We start from the raw sequence: 26,676 nt of genomic DNA on the forward strand, positions 1-26,676 counted from the left end.
GTTCCAGCCCACCCCAGCGCAGTTGTTCCAGCCCGTCCGGCGTTTGAGGACGAGCGCGCAGCGCGACAAACCCCCGCCTGGCGGCGAACCCCCACCCGCCCGCACGACACCCTCCCCCAGCCCGTCCGGCGTTTGAGGACGAGGCGCGCAGCGCCCATGAAGCGGGGGCCCAGGGGGCAGCAGCCCCATGGTTCGGGAAGGGGCGGGACTGGGGCGCCCCGCGAGGGAAGGGCACCCACCCACCCCTACGGCGTGAGCAACCGCGGCGACAGAGCCCCGCAAGGCAACAGATCCACCTCGGCCCCCGCATCCCGCAGATCCGTGAGGACCATCTCGTCGTACATGAGCAGCCCGGACTGCTCGGGCCAGGCGATGGCCCACAGCCAGAGCCCACGCGCCTCGCCCGCGAACACGGCCCGGTCGTCGGGCACCCCGGGCACATGCCACATGGCGGTGGGCCGCCCGGCCGCGAGGACCTTGGCCTGGGCGGGCTTGCCCGCGCTCATGGAGGGGCCGGGATCGGGCCCGTCGATGCCGGCGTACCTGGCCCCGAGCCCGACCCCCAGCTCCTCCGCGACCAGAACCAGCTCACCGACACCACCGAGCGGCGCGGGCCCCGAGCAGGCCACCGCGGTGGCCCGCCCGCCACTGCGGTCGTCCCCCGCGCAAGTGACGCCGGTGAAGAGCCAGCCGACGGGCAGCGGCCACGGCATCCACACGGGCACCTGGGCGCGGTGCACCACGACCTGGAGGGCCTCGACGCTGGGCGGGATCACGGGTTGCAGCGGGTGCACGGTGCCGTGCACATCGCACTGCCAGGAGTCGGCAAAGAGACCGGGAGCCCGGACCCGGCCACCACACTTCGGGCAACTGGGTTCGCCCCTCATAGCGCCCAACGGTCCTCCCCAGGGGGCGCCCCGTCAAGGACGATCACCCGTCCGGAGGCCGCCTCCACGACACTTCCCGGTACTTTCCCGTGCCCACCGCCGAGGAAAACTAAATGTAGCTTGCATTAGTTAGATTAGCTAACTTATTGTGTGTATACGTCAACGATCTACGTACGGACGCACACGGACCCGAAGCACACGAAGGAGCTGCGGATGACCACCCCCACAGCCACCCCCGTCCCCACCGACGGAGCACACGAGGACCCCTTCGACGCCGGAGCCGGCGGCCTGCTGCGGCAGCCGAAGGCGGTGTGGGCCACGGCGGGCGCCTCGGTCGTGGCGTTCATGGGTATCGGCCTCGTCGACCCGATCCTGCCGTCCATCGCCGAGGGCCTTTCGGCCACGCCGAGCCAGGTCTCCCTCCTGTTCACCTAGGAGCAGCCGAAGCCCGCGCGCAAGACCTCGCTGCTCGACCCGCTCAGGGCGCTCGGCCACGGCGGCCTCGCCTCGGCCGCGGCGTCCGCGTTCTTCTACAACTACACGTTCTTCACGGTCCTTGCCTTCACGCCGTTCGTCCTGGACATGAGCCCGTACCGGTCCGGCGCGGTGTTCTTCGCCTGGGGCCTGCTGCTCGCGGTGTTCTCGGTGCTCGTCGCGCCCCAACTGCAGAAGAGGTTCGGGTCCCTGAAGGTGCTCGGCGGGTCGCTGGTGCTTCTCGCCGTGGACGTCCTGGTCCTCGGGTACGGCAGCCACAGCGCAGCCGTCGTCTGCACCGTCCTGTCCGGCGCCTTCATCGGCGTGAACAACACCGTCTACACGGAGCTGGCGCTCGGCGTATCGGACGCGCCGCGGCCCGTGGCGAGCGCCGGGTACAACTTCGTGCGCTGGTTCGCGGCCGCCGCGGCCCCCTACTTCGCGCCGAAGATCGAGGAGTGGACGGACATCCACATCCCGTTCGTCGTCGCGGCCGTCACGGCGCTGCTCGGCGCGGGCGTGGTGTGGGTGCGCAAGGACGCGCTCACCTGCGAGGCCGAGGACCTTGAGCCGCGGCACGCCACGGAGGACGGCGTGGCCGTCTTCGCCGACTGACTCGGCAGGGCCGGACGTTCAGTCCAGCGGTACGGACCTGCGCAGGGGGTCGCGCAGATCCGTACCGCTGTTCAGCCAGCGTTCCTGGAGCGCCTGCGCGCCGTGCACCCGCTTCCACGCCGCCTCGTTGGGCGTCATGGGGAGCAGGGGGAGGAAACGTACGGGATCCATCGGCTCGTCGAGGTCCAGGTCCTCCACCAGGCCGCCCGGCTCGGCGACGAGGACCGAGGTGAACGCCGCGCCCGGCCACAGCGGTTCGCCCACGTCCAGGGAGGCGCCCGGCGCGACCACGAGCCCCTCCACCTGCGGCGCCGCGGCGAGAACGGCCAGCGGGCGCAGCACCTTGTCGGTCTCGGCGAGGCCGCCGCGTACGGACAGGACGAACTCCGCGCGAGGCCCCCGCACCGGGTCGGCGAGCACAGCCGTGGGATCGGTCATCGGGTGGACGGACATACCGAGCGTGGCGTACCGCACGACGTCCCCGTCCGGGAAACGCAGCACCTCGATGCGGTCCGTACCGAGGAACGTCACCGCCGCGCGCGCGTCCGGTTCCCCGAGACCGCCGCGGAGCCGGGCCTCGACCAGAGCAAGAACATCAGCCATGACGCGAGCATAGAACTCGTCAGTGATGGGTAAGGATGGAGGCTTGACGCATCAGTCGGCTGATACTGTTGGCCGCTGGCACCCGGGCAGCACGCAGAAGCGTCGCCTTCAAGCCCGGACGCAGGAGACGGCGCTACGCGCCTGGGACTTCCCCCAAGGGGGACCGGCCGGAGGAGGTGGGGCTGCAGTGGATCGAAGTCGACCGTGCAGTACCACTCGCTCTTCCGCCCGCTGAATCTCCCGCAGCAGCGTCGCTGCGGTCGTGCGCTCGGCCTTCCGTGGATTCCTCGTCCGCACCCGGCGTGACCGCGCATGACGGAAGAGCACCGCGTTTCACCTGATCTGCATCAGTAGCGTTGCTGCCACCGCGACGGTGCGGTGCTCCCCGCTTTGTGGACGTGCGAGAGACACCCAGCAGGACGTCCCCATTCCGGGCAGTTCCACCCGCCGCAGGCGGCCCTTTCGTCGAAGGAGCCTGCCCATGTCGATGATCCGCGACCTGCGTGACGCCGTCCGTCCCGCCCTGCGCAAGGACAGCACGTCCTACAGCTCGTACGACACCACCCGCGACCCCAGCTCCGTCTCCGCCGTCGTGGACTGCGCCGTCTACCGCGACGGCCGCCGCGTCGCCTGCGACGACACCCTCACCCCGCACGAGGCGATGCTCCAGGTCCGCCGTGACGGCGGCTTCGCGTGGATCGGTCTGCACGAGCCCACGGAGGCCGAGTTCGCCGGGATCGCCGCCGAGTTCGGGCTGCACCCGCTGGCCGTGGAGGACGCGGTCCACGCCCACCAGCGGCCCAAGCTGGAGCGTTACGACGACACGCTGTTCACGGTCTTCAAGACCATCCACTACGTCGAGCACGCCGAGCTGACCGCCACCAGCGAGATCGTCGAGACCGGCGAAGTCATGTGCTTCACGGGCCGGGACTTCTTCATCACGGTGCGGCACGGCGGGCACGGCTCGCTGCGCGGGCTGCGGCGCCGCCTCCAGGACGAGCCCGAGCTGCTCGCCAAGGGCCCCTCGTCGGTCCTGCACACCATCGCCGACCACGTCGTGGACGGTTATCTGGCCGTCGCCGACGCCATGCAGGTCGATATCGACGACGTCGAGAACGAGGTCTTCGCGGCCACCGGCAAAGGCGTCTCGCGCGGTGTCGACGCCGGGCGGATCTACCAGCTCAAGCGCGAGGTCCTGGAGTTCAAGCGGGCCGTGCAGCCGCTGCTCCGTCCCATGCAGTTGCTGAGCGAGCGGCCGATGCGGCTCGTCGACCCCGACATCCAGAAGTACTTCCGCGACGTCGCCGACCACCTCGCGCGCGTCCAGGAGCAGGTGCTCGGCTTCGACGAGCTGCTCAACTCGATCCTCCAGGCCAACCTCGCCCAGGCCGCCGTCGCGCAGAACGAGGACATGCGCAAGATCACGTCCTGGGCGGCCATCATCGCCGTGCCCACGGCCGTCTGCGGCGTCTACGGCATGAACTTCGATCACATGCCGGAGCTGCACTGGCGGTTCGGCTACCCGATGGTGCTCGGCCTCATCGGCGTGGTCTGCTACTCGATCCACCGCACCCTGAAGCGCAACGGCTGGCTGTAGCGGCTCCTCGGCTCCCTCGGTCCGGCCGGGCCACTCCGGTTACGGCCCGGCCGGACTAAAGTGACCGCATGACTGCGACCACTGACGCGCTGTTCGGCCGCGCCCTCGTCGAGGAGGCCACGAAGAAGTCGGGGCTCATCTGGGTCGGCGGTTCGGGCCCCGTGCGCGCGCTGTGGCACGTCTGGACCGACGGCGCGGCCCACGTGGTCGGCGACGGCCCCGGCGAGCAGCCGCTGCCCGGCCTCCTGGACGGGGCGCGCGCCGACGTCACCGTACGCAGCAAGGACAAGGGCGGCCGGGTGGTCTCCTGGACGGCGGCGGTGACCGAACTCGCGCCGCGCTCCGAGGCCTGGGAAGCGGCCGTCGCCGAGCTCAAGGGCAAGCGTCTGAACGCCCCCGACGGCGAGCGGATGGTGGAGCGCTGGGCCGAACAGTGCCGGGTGCTGCGGCTCACCCCCGAGGACGCGAGCACGGACCTGCCCGACGGCTCCCTGGCGGCGGCCCCGCTGCCCACGCGGGCGACGACCCGCGAGCCGGTGCCCGCGGCGCTGCCGCGGCTGCTGTTCAAGCGCAAGCGGCGCTGAGCACCCGTACGGCGTCAACTGCTCAGGACGTCGGCAACTGCTTCCCGTAGTCCACCGTCTCGTTCAGGCCCGGCTCCTCAAGCGGGAAGTCCTTGCCCCACTCGGTCAGCCGCAGCGTGCCCGCGTCGCCCGCCCGCTGGAGCCGCTGCGGGTAGGGCTTACCCGCCAGGGACACGTCCAGGGTGCCGCCCGCGCCCTCGTCGCCCGCGATCCTGATGACACGCCGGGCGCCGGACCCGACGCGGTCGCCCTTGGACAGCGCCCCGTGCAGCGTGAGCGTGCCGTCCAGCATCAGGCCCTTGTCGGTGAAGCCGCTGAGCTGCTGGTACGCGGGGTCGCCGGGCGGCACCTTCACATACTTCCCGCCGAGCTTCGCGGCCGCCGCCCGGTCCGCGGGGGAGCCGCCGCCCTGGCCGCCCGACTCGCCCTGGTGCGTCCAGAAGTCCGCGTCGGCCTTCAGGTACAGGTGCTTGTCGACCCGCAGGAGCTGGAAGGTTCCTCCTGTGGAGGTCACGGAGCCGGTGCCGCCGGAGTCCTTCAGGCGCATGTCGAGCTTGTACGTCCGGCCCTTGCTGACGAGCGTCCCGGAGAGCCGTACGGCGGTGGCACCCTTGGCGGCCTGCTGCGTCCTGCTCTGGATCTTCGTCGCGGACAGCTTGCCCACGCCGTTCGTGCCCGCGTCCGGGTCCTTACCGCCGCCGCCGCAGCCCGTCAGGCCTGCGCCGCCCACCACCAGCCCGGCGCACACCGTGCCCACCCAGGCGGCCCTTCGGGTACGGCGGGCCTGTCGCATCGCAGTCACAGGTGGCGCTGCCTCTCGTGCGTACGTCCTCTACGGCTGCGGCCGCAGCGGACCACGGCCTGGCGTACCGCAGCGTACCGGTGCCGTACAGGTGGCTCGGAGCCAGTCCGTCCGGACGTCCCACCAGGGCGGATGAGCCCGGTACCGGCTAGCCTGAGGCCCGTACGGACGACCGTACAAATAGCCGTAAAGAATGAAATGGTCCGGCGGACGAACAGTAGCGAGCAGCAGGGAGGCGCCGCACATGGCAGGGAGCGCGCCCCGGATCTTCGTCTCGCACCTCGCCGGCACGGCCGTCTTCGACCCGAACGGCGACCAGATGGGCCGGGTGCGTGATCTGGTCGCCATGCTCAGGGCCGACCGCAGACCGCCGCGGCTGCTCGGCTTCGTCGTCGAACTGGCCACACGGCGCCGCATCTTCCTGCCCATCACCCGGGTGACCGGCATCGAGTCGGGCCAGGTCATCACGACCGGCGTCCTGAACGTGCAGCGCTTCGAGCAGCGGCCCACGGAGCGGCTGGTCATCGGCGAGATGCTCGACCGCCGGGTGAGCCTGGTGGAGAGCGGCGAGGAGGTGACGGTCCTCGACGTCTCCGTGCGGCAACTGCCCGCCCGCAGGGACTGGGAGGTGGACCGGCTCTTCGTCCGCAAGGGCAAGGGCGGGGCGTTCCGGCGCAAGGGTGAGGCGCTCACCGTCGACTGGTCCGCCGTCGCGGGCTTCTCCCTGGAGGAGCACGGCCAGGGCGCCGAGCGGCTGCTCGCCACCTTCGAGCAGTTGCGCCCCGCCGACCTCGCCAATGTGCTGCACCACCTGTCGCCGAAGCGGCGCGCCGAGGTCGCCACCGCGCTCGACGACGACCGGCTCGCCGACGTCCTCGAAGAGCTTCCCGAGGACGACCAGATCGAGATCCTCGGCAAGCTCCAGGAGGAACGCGCCGCCGACGTCCTTGAGGCCATGGACCCCGACGACGCCGCCGACCTGCTCGCCGAGCTGCCCGAGGACGACAAGGAGCGCCTGCTCACCCTGATGCAGCCCGACGACGCCGCCGACGTGCGCAGGCTCATGGCGTACGAGGAGCGCACGGCGGGCGGTCTGATGACGACCGAGCCGATCGTGCTGCGCCCGGACGCCACCGTCGCGGACGCCCTCGCCCGGGTGCGCAACCGGGACCTCTCCCCCGCGCTCGCCGCGCAGGTGTACGTGTGCCGGCCACCGGACGAGACCCCGACCGGCAAGTACCTGGGCACGGTGCACTTCCAGCGGCTGCTCCGGGACCCCCCGTACACGCTGGTCGCCTCGATCATCGACGACGACCTGCGGCCGCTGCGCCCTGACGCCGAGCTGCCGGTGGTGGCGGGTTTCTTCGCCGCGTACGACATGGTCTCGGCGCCGGTCGTCGACGAGGGCGGCTCGCTGCTCGGCGCGGTCACCGTCGACGACGTGCTCGACCACATGCTGCCGGACGACTGGCGCGAGACGGAGCTGCACCTCCAGGAGGGGACGGGTCATGGCGGCGGCTGAACGGGACCGGGAGCGGGAGCCGCGCGGCCGGGAGCGGGAGGGCCGCGGGCGCGAGCGCGACGGCCGGGGGCGGGAGCGGGACGGGCTCGGGCGGTTCCGGCTCGACCAGCCGCGGCCGCCGCGCCGCAAGCTGCTCCCGGACTACGACCCGGAGGCGTTCGGGCGGCTCTCGGAGCGGATCGCACGGTTCCTCGGCACCGGACGCTTCATCGTCTGGATGACGGTCGCCATCATCCTGTGGGTCGTCTGGAACGTCTCCGCCCCCGACCACCTGCGCTTCGACAGCTACCCGTTCATCTTCCTGACCCTGATGCTCTCCCTCCAGGCCTCGTACGCGGCCCCGCTGATCCTGCTCGCGCAGAACCGCCAGGACGACCGCGACCGCGTCACCCACGAGCAGGACCGGGGGCGCAACGAGCGGTCCATCGCGGACACCGAGTACCTGACCCGGGAGATCGCCGCCCTGCGCCTCGGCCTCGGCGAGGTCGCGACCCGGGACTGGATCCGCTCCGAACTCCAGGACCTGGTCAGGGAGCTGGAGGAGCAGCAGCGCGTATTCCCGGCCGAGAGCGGACGGGCGCGTGACGTAGGCGACCGCTGAGAGACCTTCCCGGCCCCCTGCTACTGGGCCGTACCATTCCCCTATGGCTATGGAAGACGCGGTGCGTGCAGCACTGGCGACGGTGAACGACCCCGAGATCCAGCGACCCATCACCGAGTTGGGAATGGTCAAATCGGTGGAGATCGGCGCCGACGGCGCGGTCGCCGTCACCGTCTACCTGACGGTCTCCGGCTGCCCGATGCGCGAGACGATCACGAAGAACGTGACGGAGGCGGTCGCGGCGGTCGAGGGCGTCACGCGCGTCGACGTCACCCTGGACGTGATGAGCGACGAGCAGCGCAAGGAGCTGGCCACGGCGCTGCGCGGCGGCACGGCCGACCGTGAGGTGCCGTTCGCCAAACCGGGCTCCCTCACCCGGGTGTACGCGGTCGCCTCCGGCAAGGGCGGCGTCGGCAAGTCGTCGGTGACGGTGAACCTCGCGGCGGCGATGGCGGCGGACGGCCTCAAGGTCGGCGTGGTCGACGCCGACATCTACGGCCACTCGGTGCCGCGCATGCTGGGCGCCGACGGCCGCCCCACGCAGGTCGAGAACATGATCATGCCGCCGTCCGCGCACGGCGTGAAGGTCATCTCCATCGGCATGTTCACCCCCGGCAACGCGCCGGTGGTGTGGCGCGGCCCGATGCTGCACCGCGCGCTCCAGCAGTTCCTCGCGGACGTCTACTGGGGTGACCTCGACGTCCTGCTCCTCGATCTGCCGCCGGGCACGGGCGACATCGCGATCTCCGTCGCCCAGCTCGTCCCGAACGCCGAGATCCTGGTCGTCACCACCCCGCAGCAGGCCGCCGCCGAGGTCGCCGAGCGGGCGGGCTCCATCGCCGTCCAGACCCACCAGAAGATCGTCGGTGTGGTCGAGAACATGTCGGGGCTGCCCTGCCCGCACTGTGACGAGATGGTCGACGTGTTCGGCACCGGCGGTGGCCAGAAGGTCGCGGAGGGCCTGACGAGGACCACGGGCGCGACGGTGCCGGTGCTCGGCTCCATCCCGATCGACGTGCGGCTCCGCGAGGGCGGGGACGAGGGGCGGCCCGTCGTCCTGACCGACCCCGAGTCGCCCGCGGGGGCCGCGCTGTGGGCCATCGCCGGGAAGCTCGGCGGGCGCCAGCGGGGGCTTTCCGGGATGTCGCTGGGGATCACTCCCCGGAACAAGTTCTGAGCGGTTCCACCCCACGCGCCCGCCCGTTCATCGCGCTGCGCGCTCGTCCTCAAACGCCGGACGGGCTGATTCCAGCCCGCCCGGCGCGTGCGAGCTCTCCGCTCAGGAGCTCTGCCGGTTACCTCGCCTCGTACGCCGTGATGTCCTGGACCACCGAGAAGCCCAAGCCGTACGCGCTCATCCCGCGTCCGTACGCCCCCAGGTGCACGCCTTCCTTGGTGGAACCCGCGAGGACCCAGCCGTACTCGGACTCCCGGTAGTGGAACGAGGCCGGGCCACCGTCCACGGGCAGGGAGAGGGTCGACCAGTCGGACCCGTCCAGGTCGTCGGCGAGCACCCAGGCGGTCTCGGTCTGCTGGTCGAGCCAGTCGTCCCGCAGGCTGTGGTCCATCTGGCCGGGCCAGGTGACGGACAGCAGGCCCACCCCGGCCAGCCACGCCGCTGAGGACACCGAGGTCGCCTCCAGGACGCCGGTGCCGTCGCCGCTGCGCCGCACCGGGTTGGCCGCGACGGTCACCACGACCGCGAACCGCTCCTTGTCACCGGTCCCGAAGGTCCCTTCGGCGCGCACCGACGGCTCGTCACCGTGACCGATGGAGCCGTGCTCCACGGCCCCGTCCGCGCCGGTGCCCACCTGCATCAGCCAGCGCGGTCCCGTGAAGGCCTCGTCCAGGCCGTACCAGGGGAAGGGCGCCAGCAGGTAGCCGTCGACCGTGCGCCGGGCGGAGGGCACGGCTTGCGCGGCACCCTCCGCGTCTGGCGCCTGCGCGCCCACCCGACTTGTCGTCTCCATGTACCCGGCCGCCTCCTCGCTCTCGTCGGTCCGGAGCGGCCCGCCCCCCTCGGGCGTCCTCACGCCGGACAACAAGGCAGGATAGCCACACCGATTCCGGATGCCGGTACACCGGTGGGCGACAGGGTGTCCGGGACGCCATCGATCACGCCGCGTACGCACCCCGGAGTGCGTACGCGGGACGGCAGGGGGCGCGCGCTCCCGCCGGGGTGGTGCGGGACCCGTTCGGAGGTCCCGGGTGGGCCGGGGCCGGGTGTCAGGTGGCGTCGGCGTCGAACGGCGGCGGGTCCCCGGCCGCGGGTTTGCCCGGCTCGGAGCGCTTCTCCATGTCGATGCGGTCGCCACGGCCGCCGCCGGAGCCGTTGACCGACGCGGTGGCGGAACCGGCGGCACGGCTGTCGGAGTCGTCGGCGAGATCGCTGTCGCGGCCGTGCACGGCGTCCGCGACTTCGGCCATTTCCTTCTTCAGGTCGAAGCCGTTGCGGATTTCCTTCAGACCGAGGTCGTCGTTCTCCATCTGCTTACGGATGAACTTCTTCGGGTTCAGGTCCTCGAACTCGAAGTCCTTGAACTCCGGCCCCAGCTCGTTCCGTATGTCCTGTTTCGCACTGTCGGAGAACTGCCGGATCTTGCGGACGGTGCGGGACACGTCCTGGATCAGCTTCGGCAGCTTGTCCGGTCCGAAGATGAGCACGGCGAGGATGATCAGCGTCACTATCTCGAGTGCGCCAATGTCGTTGAACACCTTGAAGACTCCTTGCCGTCCGGACCGGTTCTACGGTACCCGCCGTGGCTGTCCGTCCGGTAGCCGCAGGGCTACCACACGGACAACAGGGCGACCGCTGCTGTTCGGGGGCGCACTCATCCGTCCGGGGCTCATTCGCCCCCGGCGGTGCCGAGGACCAGGGTCACCTTCCGCTCGTCGCCGTCCCGCTCCACGGTGAGTTCCAGGCGGTCCCCGGGGCGGTGGGCCCGGACCTTGACGATGAGTTCGTCGCCCGAGTGCACGGGCTGGGCGTCGACCGCCGTGATCACGTCGCCCGCCTTCAGGCCCGCCTTGTCGCCGGGTCCGCCGCGGTTGACGGCGGGTCCGCCGCTCTGGCTCTTCTGCGCGATGCGGGCGCCGTCCCCGGTGTACTGCTTGTCGATGGTGACGCCGATCACGGGGTGGGTGGCGCGGCCGGTGTTGATGAGCTCTTCGGCGACGCGCTTGCCCTGGTTGATGGGTATGGCGAAGCCGAGCCCGATGGAGCCCGAGCGGCCGCTCTCGGGGGCGGAGCCCGAGCCGTTGTCCGCGGAGCGGATGGCGCTGTTGATGCCGATGACACGGGCCCGGGAGTCGACGAGGGGGCCACCGGAGTTGCCCGGGTTTATCGGCGCGTCCGTCTGGAGGGCGTTCACATACGACACGTCGCTTCCGTCGCCCTTCTCACCGCCCGCCGTGATGGGCCGCTCCTTGGCGCTGATGATCCCGGAGGTGACGGTGTTGGCGAGGTCGAAGGGGGCGCCGATGGCCACGACGGGGTCGCCGACCTGGACGTTCTCGGAGTTGCCGAGCGGCAGCGGCTTGAGGCCGCGGACGCCGGAGACCTTGACGACGGCCAGGTCGTAGCCCGCGTCCCGGCCGACGACCTTCGCGCTCGCGGTCTCGCCGCCGCTGAACGTCACCGATATGTCGCCGCCCCTGCCTCCGGGCTCGACCACGTGGTTGTTGGTGAGGATGTGGCCCTTGCCGTCGAGGACGAAGCCGGTGCCGGTGCCCGCGCCGTCGTCGCCGCGGACGTGCAGCGTCACCACGCCGGGCAGCGCGCTCGCCGCGATACCGGCCACGCTGTCCTTGGGCCGCTTCTCGGTCTCCGACCCGGCTTGCGGCAACTCGACGTTACTCCCGAGGCCACCCTCCCTCTCCAGATGGGCCCCGACCACCCCGCCGATCCCACCCGCCACCAACGCGACCACGGCCGCCCCCAGGACCAGCACCTTCCGCCCACGCCGCCGCCGCTGCGCCTGCGTCTGAACGGCGGCACCGCTCTGCTGCAGAGGCGCGCCCCAGGGGTCGTAGCGCCGCCAGGGGTCGGGGTGCCCCCCTTCCTGGGGGCCGCCGTGCGCGTGCCCGGCGTGTGCGTGCCCGCCGTGTGCGGCTGCGTCGTACGCGGACCCGCCGTGTGCGGCTGCGTCGTACGCGGACCCGCCGTGTGCGGCTGCGGCTTGCTGCGGGGGTGTTCCGTGTACGGGGGTGCCCTGCGGGGTGGGGGTGTCGCCTTGCATGGGGGTGCCGCCGTGGGTGGTCGATGGCTGGGGCGGGATGCCGGGCGCGGGTGTGCCCGGGGCGGGCGTGCCGTGGCCCTGGGGAGGTGTTGCGTGTGCCGGAGGCTGGGTGCCGGGGGTGGCTGGGGCAGGGGCGTGGGCCCCGTGGGCGGGGGCGCCCTGGGCGGGCGTGCTGTGGCCCTGGGGAGGCGTTCCGTGTGCCGGAGGCTGGGTGCCGGGTACGGGGGTGCCCGGTGTGGGCGTGCCGTGGCCCGGGGTTCCGTACGTGGGTGTGCCCTGGGCCGGAGTCGCCATGGGGTGCTGTACGGGCGGGGCGAGGGCCCAGGGGCCGGGCTCGCCGTACGGCGGGGTCCCGTAGGGGTCGGGGTCGTGCAGGGGGCGAGGGCGGCCTCCAGTGGCCTGCGGGGCGGCTGAGTCGGCCACGGGGCCAGGGGCACTCCCTGCGGCCGGAGACGCGTCGGCAACGGGCGGCTGCGCGGGGCCCGGAGCCGATGCCACCTCGGCACCGGAAGCCGCCCCGGCACCAGAGGCCACCTCGGCACCGGAAGCCGCCCCGGCACCAGAGGCCACCTCGGCGCCGGGAGCCACCCCCGCACCGGAAGCCGCCCCGGCGCCAGAAGTCACCCCAGCCTCAGAGGTCCCTCCAGCACCCGCACCCGGCTCAAGCCCAGTGCCAACGTGCCGTGGACGACTCCACCAGTTCGGCTTCGCCTGGGTGGGCTTGCCCTCGTCGTCCATGTTCTCCCCACAACTGGCCCGTGGAGGACGCCGATTGCGTCCTCCAACCGTGCCCGCCGCATCCCCGGCGCACACGGCCCACCCAGGATTCAACCAGGTCTGCGCGCCGACGCGCAGTGCGCGTCAGCGGATCTGCGAGCTGCTGTGGCGCAGGCCGGAGTCGGGCTTCGGGGAGGCGGCGGGGGCGAAGTCCGCGGCGGCGTTCAGCGTCAGGCCCCGGCGAGGGCCGCCCCGCGGGTCGTCGGCCACGGCGCGCACCAGCGGGGACATGACGCCCGCCCCGGCGAGCAACGAGGCCGTGAGCTGGTTCCGCTCGTGCGGTCCCGGCCGGGCGGGCGCACCGGACAGGAGCGGTACCGCTGCCGTGGTCGGCGCGAGGGACTGGGGCCGGGGGCCCTGCACGGAGAGCGGGTTGGTGCCCCGGCGCCGGCCGGAGTCGGTCACGGCGGCGCTGGGCGTGCCGGACGAACGCAAGGGCGATGCGTTGCTGTTGGCGGCACCGGCGCCGCCGGCCCGCTGCTCACCGGCGGTGAGGGGCGTGCCCATCGTGACCCCGCCCAGTGCTATCGCGGCGAGCGAGACCGCTCCGGCCGCGGCGAAGGCGAACCTCCGCCCCAGCCAGACGGACCGCTCCCCCTCGGGCTTGACGGCGTCATGGACGTCGTGGATGCGGAAGCCGCGCCGCTCACTGGCCAGGACGGCGGCGTGGGCGCCCGCGGGAACGTACCCGAGGAAGGGGTCGGGTCTTCCCGTGCGGGTGCTGAACACCCCGCCGCCGGGCAGGCCGGTGGTCTCGGACGACCCGGTGGCGAACCCGTCGTCGACGGGCGTCATCGGGCCACCGGGCTGTTCGTCGTCGTCGCCGCCGATGCCGGTGGCGGGCAGGCTCTGCAGACGGGCGAGGAAGCTCGCACTGGGGGGCGGCGGCGCGCTCTGGGCGAAGACGTTCTTGAGCCGGCGCTGCGCGTCGGCCTCCGTCTTGCACTTCGGACAGGTGGCGAGATGGGCGAGCACACGCTCGCGGGCGTCATGACCGAGCTCACCGTCGACCAGCGCGGCGAGCCGGTCCCCCAGGTGCTGCTCGGCGAGATGCCGCTCGGCAGGATTGGACCGTGATCCACTCACGCGGTCGCGCCCCCTCCCCCCAGTGCCACGGCTCCGCTGACGGCGAGCGAACGACGCTCGGCGCGGGCCTCGGGAGAGCGGTGCTGAAGGGCCTTGCGCAGTTGGGAGCGGCCGCGGTGGATACGGCTGCGGACCGTACCCAGCTTGACGCCGAGGGTGGCGGCGATCTCCTCGTACGAAAGGCCTTCGATGTCGCACAGGACGACCGCGGCGCGGAACTCGGGCGCGAGGGTGTCGAGCGCCTGCTGGACGTCCGCGTCGAAGTGGGTGTCGTTGAACACCTGCTGCGGCGAGGGCTCGCGGCTGGGCAGCCGCTCCGCCGCGTCGTCGCCGAGGGCGTCGAAGCGGATGCGCTGCTTGCGGCGCACCATGTCCAGGAAGAGGTTCGTGGTGATGCGGTGCAGCCAGCCCTCGAAGGTGCCGGGGGTGTACGTCGAGAGCGAGCGGAAGACGCGGACGAAGACCTCCTGCGTGAGGTCCTCGGCGTCGTGCTGGTTGCCCGTCAGGCGGTAGGCGAGGCGGTAGACGCGGCCGCTGTGCGTGCTGACGATCTCTTCCCAGGTGGGAGGAGTCCACGCCTGCGATTCCGCGTCAGCGGCAAAGGTCGCGGTCTGAGCGGAGTCGGTGGCGCGGGAACGGTCAGCGGTGTCGGTCACGGATCTTGGCTTACCCGCCAATCCGAGAAGACGCCGCAGCGCTCCTCCCCGATCCGCGGACTCGGCCGCACCTCCCCTGTCGGCTCTGGTGGTGTCCAGTGGAGCCCCTACCATAACCACCCCGCCCGTTAGCTCCGGATAAGCGTTTTTACGTGAATTTGGTACTTGCCGCCTGGTCGGCCGGGTCCACTCCGTCTGCGTGACGCCGATGGTGCGGGCCGGCTGGAGTTCCAGATCCATGTCTGTGTCCCCGCTGTCCTCTCACCCCTTCTCAACGCACAGTCCCATCTGCGGGTTCCCGGCCCCAACGGATACAGTCACGGCCAGGCAACCACGGGGACAGGAGAGGGCCATTACCGGCAACCGGCAGACGAGCTGGGCGTTCGCCGACGCCTTTGTCGCCGAGGACGAGGCGCTGCGCTGGGCCCGGGACCGGGCGCGGGACGCGGGGCTGCGCTCCGTGTCGCCCGGAACCGGCGCCGCGCTGGGGATGCTGGCCGCCACCGTGGAAGCCAAGGCGGTCGCCGAGATCGGTACGGGCACGGGAGTGTCGGGCATCCACCTGCTGCACGGGATGCGGCCCGACGGCGTACTGACCACGGTCGATCCGGAGCCGGAGCGCCAGCAGTTCGCCCGCACGGCCTTCCAGGCCGCGGGCTTCGCCGCCAATCGCGCCCGCTTCATCCCCGGCCGCGCCCTCGATGTGCTGCCGCGCCTCGCGGACGGCGGCTACGACCTGGTGTTCTGCGACGGTGACCGCACGGAGTGCCTCGACTACCTCGCTGAATCGTTGCGCCTGCTCCGCCCCGGCGGACTCGTCTGCTTCGAGGGCGTCTTCGCCGACGGCAGGACCGTGGACTCCGGTCCGCAGCCCGTGGAGGTGCTGCGGCTGCGGGAACTGCTGCGGGCCGTGCGCGAGAGCCAGGATCTCGTGCCCTCGCTGCTCCCGGTGGGCGACGGCCTGCTCTGCGCCGTCAAAAGATAGCGGTCACCGGGCAGGACGGCCGCCGCACGCAGGGCCGTCCGGGTGACCCGCTCCCGCGGGGTGCGGGCCAGAGCTCCCGGGACGGGCCGCGAAACGAGACCTTCGACCCGAACATTCAGGCCTTTCGCCTCGGCGGAATCCGGTCGCTCCCCCACCCGCCCCCGGGAAACGCGGGCCGCCGTTCCGGCCGCCCGCCCCCGGGCACAGCACTGCCCCGGCTCGTCGTACGATGCCGGGGCAGCTCAAAAGTGTGGTGCACCGTGTGGACGCCTACGCGTCAGCCGACAACCTTCTTCAGGGCGTCGCCGAGGGCGTCGGCCTCGTCGGGGGTCAGTTCGACGACAAGTCGACCGCCGCCTTCGAGCGGAACGCGCATGACGATGCCCCGCCCCTCCTTGGTCACCTCGAGCGGGCCGTCGCCCGTCCGCGGCTTCATGGCCGCCATGCTCGTTCCCCTTCCTGAAACCAGCTTGTCGCAGCCGACAACCCAGGTGTCACCGGCATCGAACACATTGCTTCCAGGTCATTATCCCGCATCGCGGGACCCGATGACCAACATCGGTCTGCATCGCTTGCGCAACGCGCGCCCGCAAAACCACTCAATTCGGCGATGTGACTGCAATACTTCGCCGCCCCACACGCTTCTGCCGCCCCACACACTTTGACGCAGGTCACATCGGAGACCGCGTTCCGGCAGCCGATGATCTAGGTCATGCTGGCAGCCAGGACAGCCAGGACCAGTTATCCCGGACCAGCGGAGGGGACCACCATGGCCGACGCCGTGCTCTACGAGGTGAGCGACGGGCTCGCGACGATCACGCTGAACCGCCCCGACGCGATGAACGCCATGAACATCGAGGCGAAGGTCGCCCTGCGGGCGGCCGCGCGCTCAGCGGCGGCCGACCCCGCGGTGCGCGCGGTACTGCTGACCGCGACCGGGCGCGCCTTCTGCGTGGGCCAGGACCTCAAGGAGCACGTGGGCCTGCTCGCGGCGGACCGGGAGAGCGGCTCCGGGCAGACGATGAGCACCGTGCGCGAGCACTACAACCCGATCGTGCGGGCCCTGACCGGCATGCCCAAGCCGGTCGTGGCGGGCGTCAACGGCGTGGCGGCCGGCGCGGGCCTCGGTTTCGCGCTCGCCGCCGACCACCGGATCGTCGCGGACACGGCGTCGTTCAACACGTCCTTCGCGGGGGTCGCGCTGACCGCGGACTCCGGTGTCTCCTGGACCCTGTCCCGTCTGATCGGCCCGAGCCGCGCCGCCGACCTGCTGCTCTTCCCGCGCAGCATCAAGGCTGCGGAGGCGTACGACCTGGGCATCGCCAACCGGGTCGTGCCCGCGGCCGACCTCGCGGAGGAGGCCCTGAAGACGGCGAGGACGCTGGCTCAGGGCCCGACGCTGGCCTACGGAGCGATCAAAGAATCGCTCGCCTTCGCCGCCGGTCACACCCTGGACGAGACCCTGGACAAGGAGGACGAGCTACAGACCGGGGCGGGCGCCTCCGAGGACCACGCGATCGCGGTCCAGGCCTTCCTCGACAAGGCCGCGCCGAAGTACCTGGGCCGCTAGGGCCTGTCGTACGGACCTCAGGCGCCGGTCGTCCCGCGGGCCACGCAGTCCACGAGGTGGTCGTTCACCAGGCCGCAGGCCTGCATCAGGGCATACGCGGTGGTGGGGCCGACGAAGCGCAGGCCGCGCTTCTTGAGGGCCTTGGACAGGGCCGTCGACTCGTCGGTGACTGGGGGCACGTCGGCGAGCGTCCGCGGCGCCGGGCGGCCGACGGGGTCCGGCGCGAACGACCAGATCAGCTCGTCCAGTTCACCCGCGGGCCAGCCGGCGAGCACACGCGCGTTGGCGAGCGTCGCGTCCACCTTCGCGCGGTTGCGGATGATGCCCGCGTCGGCGAGCAGCCGCTCGCGGTCGGCGTCCCCGAACTCCGCCACCGCGGCGATCCCGAAGCCGGAGAACGCGGCACGGAAGCCCTCGCGGCGGCGCAGGATCGTGATCCAGGACAGGCCCGACTGGAAGGCCTCCAGGGAGAGTCGCTCGAACAGGGCGTCGTCGCCGTGGACGGGACGGCCCCACTCCGTGTCGTGGTACGCCACGTAGTCCTCGGTGGACAGGCCCCACGGGCAGCGCAGGCCGCCGTCGGGGCCCGCGATCGCGCCGCTGCTCACTGGTCGCCCTCCGGCCCGTCGGTGTACCCGGGGCGCCCGGGGTGCTGCGGTGGGGCGGGGCGGGCGTCGGCGGGGGCGCCCTGCTGGTCCTCTCCGCGGTACTCACCGCCGCCGTACCCCTTCAGGAGCCCGGGTCCTGCGACCGCCGTGGCCTGGGCGCCTGCGAGGGCGGCCTCCAGCTCGGCGATCCGCGCGTCCCGCTCGGCGAGCTCCGCGCTGAGACGGTCGAGCGCCTCGTCCACGTCCAGCATCCGATAGCCGCGGACCGTCATCGGGAAGCGCACCGAGTCCACGTCGGCGCGGCGCAGCGGGCGGTCCGGCGGCAGCGGGTCGGTCAGCCGCTCCGGCGCCACCTCGGGCAGGCCGCCGCTCTCCCCGCCGCCGAGGACGGCGAGCGTCACCGCTCCGACCACGACGACGAGGGCGATGACCAGGAACAGGAACATGACCATCTGCGGTCCCCACGCTCGGATGCCGGACCGCTGCGCGGACCGGCACGGAAACTGTCTGGCACCGATCGTGCCATGTGCCTGTGACAGTTAAGGTCGCAGGCGGCCGGACCGCGAGGCCGGCCGACGGAACGACAGGGAGGCTCACAGGGGATGCTCAGCCTTGGCAGGCGCGTGTTCGAGGCGCACGAACCGGTGATCATGGCGATCGTCAACCGGACCCCGGACTCCTTCTACGACCAGGGCGCCACCTTCCGCGACGAGCCCGCGCTCGCACGCGTGGAGCAGGCGGTGGCCGAAGGTGCCGCGATCATCGACATCGGCGGGGTCAAGGCCGGTCCCGGTGCTGAGGTGACCGCCGAGGAGGAGGTGCGGCGCACCGTCGGCTTCGTCGCCGAGGTGCGGCGGCGCTTCCCCGATGTCGTCATCAGCGTCGACACCTGGCGGCACGAGGTGGGCGAGGCCGTGTGCGACGTCGGGGCTGATCTCCTCAACGACGCGTGGGGCGGCGTCGATCCGCGGCTCGCGGAGGTCGCCGCGCGGTACGGGGTGGGGCTCGTGTGCACCCACGCCGGGGGCGCGGAGCCGCGTACCCGGCCCCATCGGGTCGAGTACGAGGACGTCGTCGCCGACATCCTCCGGGTGACCGTGGGGCTTGCCGAGCGGGCCGTGGAACTCGGGGTGCCGCGGGAGTCGGTCCTCATCGATCCCGGGCACGACTTCGGGAAGAACACGCGGCACTCCCTGGAGGCCACGCGGCGGCTTCCGGAGCTGGTGGCCACGGGGTGGCCCGTGCTCGTCTCCCTCTCCAACAAGGATTTCGTCGGGGAGACGTTGGACACGCCCCTCAAGGAGCGGGTCGTGGGGACCCTGGCCACGACCGCGGTGTCCGCGTGGCTGGGGGCGCAGGTGTATCGCGTCCACGAGGTCGCCGAGACCCGGCAGGTCGTCGACATGGTCGCCACCATCGCCGGCCACCGCCCGCCTGCGGTGGCGCGTCGCGGCTTGGCGTAGACCTCCGCGGGGCGCCCCGGACCCGCCCCTTCTCCGAAACCGGGGCTCTGCCCCGGACCCCGTTGTCGGCGCTCCGCGCCTCGTCCTCAATCGCCGGACGGGCTAAATGATTCGCGCCGCACCAGAAGACTTCGCCGCACCAGAAGACTTCGCCGCGCCGGGAGACTTCGCCGCACCGGCGAAAGTTTCAGCCCGTCCGGCGTTTGAGGACGAGGCCGCAGGCCGATACGGGGTCTGGGGCGGAGCCCCAGGATCGGAGAAGGGGCGGGACTGGGGCGCCCCGCGAGGAGACACTCCTACCGGCCGACCTCCTTGGTCACCAACCGCACCGCCTCCTCCACCTCGTCCGTCACATGGAACAGCAGCAGATCCTTCTCGGAGGCCTTGCCCTGGGCGACCACGGTGTCGCGGAGCCAGTCGACGAGGCCGCCCCAGTAGGCGGTGCCGAAGAGGACGATCGGGAAGCGGGTGACCTTGCGGGTCTGGACGAGGGTGAGGGCCTCGAAGAGTTCGTCGAGGGTGCCGAGGCCGCCGGGGAGGACCACGAAGCCCTGGGCGTACTTCACGAACATCGTCTTGCGGACGAAGAAGTAGCGGAAGTTCACACCGATGTCGACGTGCGGGTTGAGCCCCTGCTCGAAGGGGAGCTCGATGCCGAGGCCGACGGAGATGCCCTTGGCCTCGCGGGCCCCCTTGTTGGCGGCCTCCATGGCGCCGGGACCACCCCCGGTGATCACGGCGAAGCCCGCCTCGACCAGGGCCTTGCCGATCCGCACCCCGGCCTCGTACTCGGCGGAGCCGGACCGCGTGCGGGCCGAGCCGAAGACGCTGATGGCGCTGGGGAGCTCGGCGAGCGCTCCGAAGCCCTCGACGAACTCGGACTGGATGCGCATGACCCGCCAGGGGTCGGTGTGCACCCACTCCGCGTCCCCCTCGGTGTCGAGCAGCCGCTGATCGGTGGTGCCGGGTGTGATCTGATCCCGTCTGCGCACCACGGGACCCAGGTGCTGCTCCTCCGGCGGACCCTGCGCTTCCGGATTGCCCATGAACATCCCCTTCCTTGCCGACGTACGTTGTGCCACTTCAGCGTAGGTCCAAGGGCGTTACACGGGGCACAACTCCAGGAGTCAGGAGGTCAGCCAGGAGTCAGGAGGTCAGCCAGGAGTCAGGAGGTCAGCCAGGAGCGGAGCCGGGACTCCGCCTCCGGGATCAGGGTCACGTCGACACGCTCGTCCACCTTGTGGGCCAGGAGCGGGTTGCCGGGTCCGTAGTTGACCGCGGGCACGCCGAGCGCGCTGAAACGGGAGACGTCCGTCCAGCCGTACTTGGGGCGGGCCTCACCGCCGACCGCCGCCATGAAGGCCGCCGCCGCGGGGTGGGTGAGGCCGGGGCGGGCGCCGCCGGTGTGGTCGTCGACGACGAACTCCTCGACCCCGCAGTCCGCGAAGTACTCGCGTACGAAGGCCTCGGCCTCCTCGGGGGTGCGGTCCGGCGCGTAACGGAAGTTGACGGTGACGGTGCACGCGTCGGGGATGACGTTGGTGGCGACGCCGCCCTCGATACGGACGGCGTTGAGGCCCTCGTGGTAGCGCAGCCCGTCGACCAGCGGCGTGCGCGCTTCGTACGCGGCCAGCTTCGCCAGGATCGGGGCGGCCGTGTGGATCGCGTTGGACCCCATCCACGCGCGCGCGGAGTGCGCCCTTTCCCCCTTGGTCCTCAGCAGGACGCGCAGGGTGCCCTGGCAGCCGCCCTCCACCTGGCCGTCGGTGGGTTCCAGGAGGACCGCGAAGTCGCCCTGGAGCCAGTCGGGGTGCGCGTCGGCGATGTGGCCGAGTCCGTTCAGGTGCGCGGCGACCTCTTCGTTGTCGTAGAAGACGAAGGTCAGGTCGCGGTTCGGCTCGGTGACCGTCTGCGCGAGGCGCAGTTGCACCGCGACGCCCGACTTCATGTCGCAGGTGCCGCAGCCCCACAGCACGCCGTCCGCGTCCAGGCGGGAGGGGACGTTGGGCGGGTCCTCGGCGATCGGCACGGTGTCGATGTGCCCGGCGAGGATCACGCGCTCGGCGCGGCCCAGGTTCGTGCGTGCCACCACGTTGTTGCCGTGCCGGTCGACCGTGAGGTGCCCCAGCGGGCGCAGGGCCGCCTCGATCGCGTCCGCGAGCGCTTTCTCCGCGCCGCTCGGCGAGGGGATGTCGACGAGGGCCGCGGTCAGCGCGGCGGCGTCGAGCGTGAGGTCGAGCGGGGCCGTGCCTTCCGGCGCGGTCCGAGCGGTGGAGTGAGCTGGCGTCCGGTCCATGGCTTTGACCCTAACGCGCCGCTCCGTGGGGCTCCGGTCCGCGTCGCCACGCCTCGCCCCGCGCGGCCGTCCCCGCGCTGTCGGTGGGCTCCAGTACGGTGGTTCGCGTGTCCGAGACCGCCGCCGCCCCCGTCCGGCACGGCCGTCGGCTGCGCCTCGCTGCGGCCTGCGCCGTGCTCTGCGCGGTCGTGGGATATGTGGTGATGCAGTATGTGTCCGGGGAGCCCGCGCCCCGGTGCACGGTGGTGTCGGGCGACGGCGACGGGGCGTCGTACGAACTGAGCGCGGAGCAGGCGGAGAACGCCGCGACGGTCGCGGCCGTCGGCACCCGCCGCGGCATGCCGGAGCGCGCCGTGACGATCGCCCTCGCAACCGCGCTGCAGGAGTCCGGCCTGCACAACATCCGCCGCGGCGACCGCGACTCCCTCGGCCTGTTCCAGCAGCGGCCCTCCCAGGGCTGGGGCAGCGAGCGGCAGATCATGGACCCGGTGTACGCCTCCGGGCTTTTCTACGCCCGGCTCCAGAGAATCCCCGGCTACTCGCGGCTGCCCCTGACGGTCGCAGCCCAGCGCGTCCAGCGCAGCGGCTTCCCGCAGGCGTACGCCAAGCACGAGCCGGACGCCACGCTGCTCGCCGCCGCGCTCACCGGCAGGGCACCCGCGGCCCTCACCTGCGCGGGCCGGCCGGACGTGCGCCCCGCGGGCCCCGATGAGGTGCGCGCGGCGCTCGCGCGGGACTTCGGCGCGGCCGTGGCGGCAGCCGACGGGAGGGTGATCCGCGTCCCTGTCGCGGGCACGACGGCGCCGACGGCCGCCGCCCCTGAAGGCGACCTTCCGCCGGGCGGCTGGGAAGTGGCGCACTGGGCCGTGGCCCAGGCCTCGGCGCTGCACATCGAGCGGGTCTCGTACGAGGGGCACGAATGGAGAGCCGGGGGTTCCTGGGGCGCTGGGGGTTCCGGGAAGTCCGGCGGACCCGGATACGGTAGTTCCGCTTCCGGATCTCTCCGCGAAGTCCGAATCGTCACTGGGCAGTAGTGCGGCCGATCACCCGGTGGGGGCACGGTGATCGCCGGATGTTGACGCCGCGGCCGATCTTCGCGCGCTCCGCCCCCAAGGGCACGCAACCCTTGCGTACGCAGGACGTCGAGGGTGTGCGACGCCCCTGACAGCAGAGCCGTTTGCCCGATTTTATCCGTAGCTGATAATGCGACGCATTGCCAACTCTTTACGTTGGCGCACCGCAACCTTCGGGCTCTTCAAGCGGTAGTCACTGCGTCCGATCGCCGCTTTCCACCGCACGGAGTCCACCGCACGGAACGGCCGGGCACCTCACAGTTCTCTCCGTCTGAAGGAGCATCATGTCCCTCCCCCTGACCCGCCGGATCGCCCGTGTCGCGCTGCTTGTCGCGGCGGGAGCGGCACCCGTGGTCGGAGCGGCCGGCTCCGCCAGCGCCGCCGAGCTGCCCGCCACCACCGACCAGGGCGGAATCACCGCCCTGGACCGTGCCAACGTGGGCGACGCCGTCGACGACGCGGCTCACAGCGCCACCGAACTGGCGGGCAATGCCGGGAGCAAGGCCGTGAAGACGGCCGTTCCGGCCGCGGGCCACGCCCTCGGCAAGAGCGCGAAGACCTCGGTTCCCGCCGCGCAGAGGATCGGCGGTGAAGTCGCGGGGACCGCCGGTCACGTCGTCGGCGACACCGCGGGCCACGCGACCAAGGGCGGGCTGCCCACCGACGCCCTCGGCAAGGCCGCGCCGACCGGCCAGCTCCCGCTCAAGAGTCTGCCGCTCGGCTAGTCCACCGCGGCACACGCGAAGACGCCGAAGGGGTGCGGGAAGCCGACTGCTTCCCGCACCCCTTCTTCGTACTCCTCGCACCCCTTCCTCGTACTGCCAGCGCCGGGGCTCAGCGCAGCCGCGACACCGCCGCCGCCACCCGCTCGTCCGTCGCCGTCATGGCGACGCGGACGAAGTTCCGGCCCGCCTCGCCGTAGAAGTCCCCTGGGGCCACCAGGATGCCGAGGGACGCGAGACGGTCCACCGTGTCCCAGCACGACTCGTCGCGCGTGGCCCACAGGTACAGGCTCGCCTCGCTGTGCTCGATGCGGAAGCCGTGACCGAGGAGCGCCTCGCGCAGAGCCGTACGCCGCGCGGCGTAGCGGGCCCGCTGCTCCTGTACGTGCGTGTCGTCGCCGAGCGCGGCCACCGCCGCCGCCTGCGTCGGCGCGGACGTCATCATCCCGCCGTGCTTGCGGATGAGCAGCAGATCACCGAGGACCTCGGCGTCACCGGCGAGGAACGCCGCCCGGTAACCGGCGAGGTTCGAGCGCTTGGAGAGGGAGTGCACCGCGACGATGCCCTCGTGCGAGCCGCCGCAGACGTCCGGGTGCAGGACCGACGTCGGCTCCGCCTCCCAGCCGAGCTCCAGGTAGCACTCGTCGCTGACGAGGAGCACTCCGTGCGCTCGCGCCCAGGTCACCACCCGGATCAGTTCGTCCTTTGACAGGACACGCCCGGTCGGGTTGGAGGGCGAGTTGAGCCACAGGAGCCTGAGGTTCGTGGGGTCCACGTCCGTGGGGTCGTCGTACGCGACGTGCTCCGCGCGGGCGAGCCGTGCGCCGACCTCGTACGTCGGGTACGCGAGCCGCGGATAGGCCACCTTGTCGCCCGGCCCGAGACCGAGCTGGGTCGGCAGCCAGGCCACCAGCTCCTTGGAGCCGACGATGGGCAGTACGTTGCGGTGGGTGAGACCGCGGGCACCGAGCCGCCTGGCGCACCAGCCGGTGATCGCGTCACGCAGCTCCGGGGTGCCCCACACCGTGGGATAGCCCGGGGAGTCGGCCGCCGCCGTCAGCGCCTTCTGGATCAGCTCGGGCACCGGGTCGACCGGCGTCCCCACGGACAGGTCGACGATGCCGTCGGGGTGGGCGGCCGCCGTCGCCTTGTAGGGCTCGAGCTTGTCCCAGGGGAAGGCGGGGAGACGGTCGGAGAATGCTGACACGGGCTGGCTCCAGGGATGCGTGAGGTCTGCACAAACGCCCCGGCCCCGTACAGCGGGACGTGCCGTACGGGACCGGGGTGACGCTCAGGTGGGCGCTACTGGTTCTGCGGGGGCAGCGCGGCGATGAACGCGTGGTCGCGCTCGATCAGGCCGAGCTTGCTGGCGCCGCCGGGCGAACCGAGCTCGTCGAAGAACTCGACGTTCGCCTTGTAGTAGTCCTTCCACTCCTCCGGAGTGTCGTCCTCGTAGAAGATCGCCTCGACCGGGCAGACCGGTTCGCAGGCTCCGCAGTCGACGCATTCGTCCGGGTGGATGTACAAGGACCTGCTGCCCTCGTAAATGCAGTCGACCGGGCACTCCTCGATGCACGCCTTGTCCTTGACGTCGACACAAGGCTGCGCGATGACGTAGGTCACGCTGTCGTTCCTCCTCGATACGGGCGCTGGCGGGCCGTCCTCAGGCTCCGCTCGCCTGGCGCGCGGGAGCGCGGCGTCGTCGATGCCCGCACCTAGTATCTCCGTTCCTGGGCATGATCCGAACAGGAGGGGCGTACAGAGCTGTGGAATTCACTGCGGGCGGACGGCTCGAAGTCAGAATCACCCCGTCTGACGTGGGCAAACGCGTCTCTGTCCGACGCTTGGACGACGGTGGAGGCCCGGTCACCGGATTCACCGACACGGTGGGCGTTCTCACATCTTGGAACGGTGGTGTGCTCGTCATCACACGCCGGGACGGGGGAATGGTCCGCATTGCGGAGAATGTGCTCGTAGCCGGGAAGGTGGTCCCCGCCGCGCCCGCGCGCAGGCGCGGCCCGGCGGCGCACTACGCGGAGCTCGCGCGGGTCGCTGCGCGTGCCTGGCAACCGGTGGAGAGCGAGCGCCTGGGCGACTGGGAGTTGCGGGCCGCTTACGAGGAGGCGCCCGGCGCGGCGTCCGCGGAGACGCCGGGCGCCGCGTCCGCGGAGACGCCGGGCGCCGCGTCCGCGGAGGCGTCGGGCGCGGGGCGTCCCTGGCGGCGGCGGGCCGGGTTCACGCGGCGGGCGAACTCCGTGCTCCCGCTCGGGGATCCGGGCCGGCCGCTCGACGACGCGCTCGCGCGGGTCCGGCGCTGGTACGCCGAACGGGGGCTGCCCGCGTACGTGCAGACGGCGACCGGCGCGGAGGGCACCCAGGAGTTGCTGTGCGCCGGGCTCGTGGAGCGGGGCTGGCAGCGGGAGGTGAGCGCCGAGCTGCGGGTCGGCGGGCTCGCCCCCGTGGGGGACCTCGACGCCGACACCGGGCGTGTGCTCCTCTCGCGGAACGTGGACGACGCGTGGCTCGGGCGGTATCAGCGGACCGGGGTGCCGGGACCCCGGGCGCGTCAGGTGCTGGCCGCGGGGCCGTCCGTGTGGTTCGCTGCCGTGCCCGCGGCGGACGGTCCGCCCGCGGCGATCGGACGGTGTGTGGTCGACGGGCGGTGGGCCGGTTTCATGGCGGTGGAGGTGGACCCGGCGCGGCGGCGTGAAGGTCTGGCCACGGCCGTGATGACGGCCCTCGCGCGGCGGGCGCTGGATGAGGGCGCGTCGGCCGCGTGGCTACAGGTGGAGGAGGACAACGGCGGTGCGCGGGCGCTGTACGACGGGATGGGCTTCGCGGTGCATCACAGCTATCACCACTACCGGGAGCCCGACGACAACGGTGGGGGGTGACCCGGCAGGGCGGGCGGTGTGAGGGCCGCGGTCGCGCGGTGTGACGGGTACGGGCCCGCCGCGTGACGGAAACGGCCAGGACGCGGACGGCCCGGGCCGAGGCGAGTGCGGGCGGCGGACGCGGGCAGGAGCGATGCGATCCGGCCAGTCGCCGATGGTACAGACGCTTACGACCAGGGTCCCCCGGGAATTTGCCTCACCGGCAACGCCGCCGGGAGCCGATCGTCCCCCTCGGCGCCGCGACCGGCACCACCGACACCGCACCACCAGCACCCGCACCACCGCCCCTCCGACACCGCCAACACCCGCACCACCGCCCCACCGACACCGCTAACACCCGCCCCACCGGACCACCGGACCACCGGCACCACCGGCACCCGCACCACCGCCCCACCGACACCGCCAACACCCGCACCACCGGACCACCGGCCCCACCTGGCACCCGCACCACCGCCCCTCCGACACCGCCGACACCCGCACCACCGCCCCACCGACACCGCCAACACCCGCACCACCGCCCCACCGGACCACCGGCACCACCGGCACCACCGGGCCATCGGCACCACCAGCACCACCGTCCGCCCCACCAACACCCGCACCACCCCCTCCACACCACCAACACC

Annotated in this window: 26 protein-coding genes and 2 pseudogenes; 13 read left to right on the forward strand and 15 right to left on the reverse strand. The window is 72.1% G+C overall.

What is annotated here, in order from left to right; translation table 11 throughout:
- Positions 1-245: 245 nt before the first annotated feature.
- Complete coding sequence (locus IG78_RS0137560) at positions 246-887, reverse strand: DUF6758 family protein (protein ID WP_030573001.1); 642 nt, start codon at positions 885-887, stop codon at positions 246-248.
- A gap of 213 nt (positions 888-1,100) precedes the next feature.
- Between IG78_RS0137560 and IG78_RS43250 the strand changes: the two are divergent.
- A pseudogene (locus IG78_RS43250) lies at positions 1,101-1,976 on the forward strand (MFS transporter).
- An 18-nt stretch (positions 1,977-1,994) separates the two neighbouring features.
- Here IG78_RS43250 and IG78_RS0137570 read toward each other — a convergent pair.
- The gene (locus IG78_RS0137570) at positions 1,995-2,579 is read right to left on the reverse strand and encodes a suppressor of fused domain protein (RefSeq protein WP_030573005.1); all 585 of its coding nucleotides are present in this window, start codon (positions 2,577-2,579) and stop codon (positions 1,995-1,997) included.
- A 481-nt stretch (positions 2,580-3,060) separates the two neighbouring features.
- Here IG78_RS0137570 and IG78_RS0137575 point away from each other — a divergent pair, with 481 nt between their 5' ends.
- Positions 3,061-4,176, forward strand: coding sequence for a magnesium and cobalt transport protein CorA (locus IG78_RS0137575; RefSeq protein WP_030573007.1), 1,116 nt, complete (start codon positions 3,061-3,063; stop codon positions 4,174-4,176).
- Positions 4,177-4,244: 68 nt separating this feature from the next.
- Positions 4,245-4,760 (forward strand): hypothetical protein, encoded by a 516-nt coding sequence (locus IG78_RS0137580; RefSeq protein ID WP_030573011.1) that lies wholly within the window; start codon positions 4,245-4,247, stop codon positions 4,758-4,760.
- Between the two features lie 22 nt (positions 4,761-4,782).
- Here the strand turns inward: IG78_RS0137580 and IG78_RS0137585 are convergent, their stop codons facing one another.
- A complete protein-coding gene (locus IG78_RS0137585; RefSeq protein WP_030573014.1) occupies positions 4,783-5,553 on the reverse strand; it encodes a hypothetical protein in 771 nt (256 codons plus the stop codon).
- A gap of 253 nt (positions 5,554-5,806) precedes the next feature.
- On the opposite strand from IG78_RS0137585, the gene IG78_RS0137590 reads away from it, so the two are divergent.
- From IG78_RS0137590 to IG78_RS0137600, 3 genes are read left to right on the forward strand one after another with little or no spacing between them, the layout of a single operon-like run.
- Complete coding sequence (locus IG78_RS0137590) at positions 5,807-7,084, forward strand: magnesium transporter MgtE N-terminal domain-containing protein (protein ID WP_030573019.1); 1,278 nt, start codon at positions 5,807-5,809, stop codon at positions 7,082-7,084.
- A complete protein-coding gene (locus IG78_RS0137595) occupies positions 7,071-7,685 on the forward strand; it encodes a DUF1003 domain-containing protein (protein ID WP_030573022.1) in 615 nt (204 codons plus the stop codon). Before IG78_RS0137590 ends, IG78_RS0137595 begins: the two co-directional genes overlap by 14 nt.
- A gap of 43 nt (positions 7,686-7,728) precedes the next feature.
- Positions 7,729-8,862, forward strand: coding sequence for an Mrp/NBP35 family ATP-binding protein (locus IG78_RS0137600; protein WP_030573024.1), 1,134 nt, complete (start codon positions 7,729-7,731; stop codon positions 8,860-8,862).
- A 118-nt stretch (positions 8,863-8,980) separates the two neighbouring features.
- On the opposite strand, the gene IG78_RS0137605 is transcribed toward IG78_RS0137600, so the two are convergent.
- The 5 genes from IG78_RS0137605 to sigE form a co-directional block, all read right to left on the reverse strand.
- The gene (locus IG78_RS0137605) at positions 8,981-9,655 is read right to left on the reverse strand and encodes a hypothetical protein (protein WP_030573026.1); all 675 of its coding nucleotides are present in this window, start codon (positions 9,653-9,655) and stop codon (positions 8,981-8,983) included.
- 256 nt (positions 9,656-9,911) lie between these two features.
- A complete protein-coding gene (locus IG78_RS0137610) occupies positions 9,912-10,400 on the reverse strand; it encodes a sec-independent translocase (RefSeq protein WP_030573029.1) in 489 nt (162 codons plus the stop codon).
- A gap of 131 nt (positions 10,401-10,531) precedes the next feature.
- Complete coding sequence (locus IG78_RS51905; protein WP_430739064.1) at positions 10,532-12,346, reverse strand: S1C family serine protease; 1,815 nt, start codon at positions 12,344-12,346, stop codon at positions 10,532-10,534.
- Positions 12,347-12,784: 438 nt separating this feature from the next.
- On the reverse strand, positions 12,785-13,786 hold the full coding sequence (locus IG78_RS0137620; protein ID WP_030573037.1) for an anti-sigma factor family protein: 1,002 nt from the start codon (positions 13,784-13,786) through the stop codon (positions 12,785-12,787).
- Positions 13,783-14,556, reverse strand: coding sequence for an RNA polymerase sigma factor SigE (gene sigE, locus IG78_RS0137625; protein ID WP_199813353.1), 774 nt, complete (start codon positions 14,554-14,556; stop codon positions 13,783-13,785). Before sigE ends, IG78_RS0137620 begins: the two co-directional genes overlap by 4 nt.
- A 124-nt stretch (positions 14,557-14,680) precedes the next feature.
- Between sigE and IG78_RS0137630 the strand changes: the two genes are divergently transcribed.
- Positions 14,681-15,427, forward strand: coding sequence for an O-methyltransferase (locus IG78_RS0137630; protein ID WP_078965887.1), 747 nt, complete (start codon positions 14,681-14,683; stop codon positions 15,425-15,427).
- A 277-nt stretch (positions 15,428-15,704) separates the two neighbouring features.
- Here IG78_RS0137630 and IG78_RS46880 read toward each other — a convergent pair whose 3' ends face one another.
- Positions 15,705-15,872 (reverse strand): DUF3117 domain-containing protein, encoded by a 168-nt coding sequence (locus IG78_RS46880; RefSeq protein WP_003966491.1) that lies wholly within the window; start codon positions 15,870-15,872, stop codon positions 15,705-15,707.
- 324 nt (positions 15,873-16,196) lie between these two features.
- On the opposite strand from IG78_RS46880, the gene chcB reads away from it, so the two are divergent.
- Positions 16,197-16,997 (forward strand): 2-cyclohexenylcarbonyl CoA isomerase, encoded by an 801-nt coding sequence (gene chcB, locus IG78_RS0137640; protein WP_030573043.1) that lies wholly within the window; start codon positions 16,197-16,199, stop codon positions 16,995-16,997.
- A 17-nt stretch (positions 16,998-17,014) separates the two neighbouring features.
- Here the strand turns inward: chcB and IG78_RS0137645 are convergent, their stop codons facing one another.
- Together IG78_RS0137645 and IG78_RS0137650 are read right to left on the reverse strand one after the other, a co-directional pair.
- Complete coding sequence (locus IG78_RS0137645; protein ID WP_030573046.1) at positions 17,015-17,605, reverse strand: DNA-3-methyladenine glycosylase I; 591 nt, start codon at positions 17,603-17,605, stop codon at positions 17,015-17,017.
- Positions 17,602-18,057: a DivIVA domain-containing protein gene (locus IG78_RS0137650; protein ID WP_078965888.1), complete on the reverse strand. Its 456-nt coding sequence runs from the start codon at positions 18,055-18,057 to the stop codon at positions 17,602-17,604. Before IG78_RS0137650 ends, IG78_RS0137645 begins: the two co-directional genes overlap by 4 nt.
- A gap of 150 nt (positions 18,058-18,207) precedes the next feature.
- Between IG78_RS0137650 and folP the strand changes: the two genes are divergently transcribed.
- Positions 18,208-19,068, forward strand: a complete 861-nt coding sequence (gene folP / locus IG78_RS0137655; RefSeq protein WP_030573051.1) for a dihydropteroate synthase — start codon at positions 18,208-18,210, stop codon at positions 19,066-19,068.
- 296 nt (positions 19,069-19,364) lie between these two features.
- Here folP and IG78_RS0137660 read toward each other — a convergent pair whose 3' ends face one another.
- Together IG78_RS0137660 and dapE are read right to left on the reverse strand one after the other, a co-directional pair.
- The gene (locus IG78_RS0137660) at positions 19,365-20,114 is read right to left on the reverse strand and encodes an LOG family protein (protein ID WP_051853370.1); all 750 of its coding nucleotides are present in this window, start codon (positions 20,112-20,114) and stop codon (positions 19,365-19,367) included.
- A gap of 119 nt (positions 20,115-20,233) precedes the next feature.
- Entirely contained in the window at positions 20,234-21,364 is a 1,131-nt protein-coding gene (gene dapE / locus IG78_RS0137665) for a succinyl-diaminopimelate desuccinylase (protein ID WP_030573057.1), read from the reverse strand.
- Between the two features lie 107 nt (positions 21,365-21,471).
- On the opposite strand from dapE, the gene IG78_RS0137670 reads away from it, so the two are divergent.
- Positions 21,472-22,398 (forward strand): hypothetical protein, encoded by a 927-nt coding sequence (locus tag IG78_RS0137670; RefSeq protein ID WP_030573060.1) that lies wholly within the window; start codon positions 21,472-21,474, stop codon positions 22,396-22,398.
- Positions 22,399-22,721: 323 nt separating this feature from the next.
- Positions 22,722-23,162, forward strand: a complete 441-nt coding sequence (locus IG78_RS0137675) for a hypothetical protein (RefSeq protein WP_030573063.1) — start codon at positions 22,722-22,724, stop codon at positions 23,160-23,162.
- Positions 23,163-23,271: 109 nt separating this feature from the next.
- Here IG78_RS0137675 and IG78_RS0137680 read toward each other — a convergent pair whose 3' ends face one another.
- Both IG78_RS0137680 and fdxA read right to left on the reverse strand, forming a co-directional pair.
- Positions 23,272-24,366 (reverse strand): bifunctional succinyldiaminopimelate transaminase/glutamate-prephenate aminotransferase, encoded by a 1,095-nt coding sequence (locus IG78_RS0137680; RefSeq protein ID WP_030573066.1) that lies wholly within the window; start codon positions 24,364-24,366, stop codon positions 23,272-23,274.
- A gap of 95 nt (positions 24,367-24,461) precedes the next feature.
- On the reverse strand, positions 24,462-24,782 hold the full coding sequence (gene fdxA / locus IG78_RS0137685; protein ID WP_030573070.1) for a ferredoxin: 321 nt from the start codon (positions 24,780-24,782) through the stop codon (positions 24,462-24,464).
- Positions 24,783-24,925: 143 nt separating this feature from the next.
- On the opposite strand from fdxA, the pseudogene IG78_RS52875 reads away from it, so the two are divergent.
- A pseudogene (locus IG78_RS52875) lies at positions 24,926-25,273 on the forward strand (GNAT family N-acetyltransferase); the annotation flags it as partial.
- Entirely contained in the window at positions 25,262-26,053 is a 792-nt protein-coding gene (locus IG78_RS0137690; RefSeq protein WP_430739065.1) for a GNAT family N-acetyltransferase, read from the forward strand. The pseudogene IG78_RS52875 and the gene IG78_RS0137690, both read left to right, overlap by 12 nt.
- Positions 26,054-26,676: the final 623 nt, after the last annotated feature.

Origin of the sequence: Streptomyces aureocirculatus (assembly GCF_000720475.1) — a bacterium.
Lineage (GTDB): Bacteria > Actinomycetota > Actinomycetes > Streptomycetales > Streptomycetaceae > Streptomyces > Streptomyces aureocirculatus.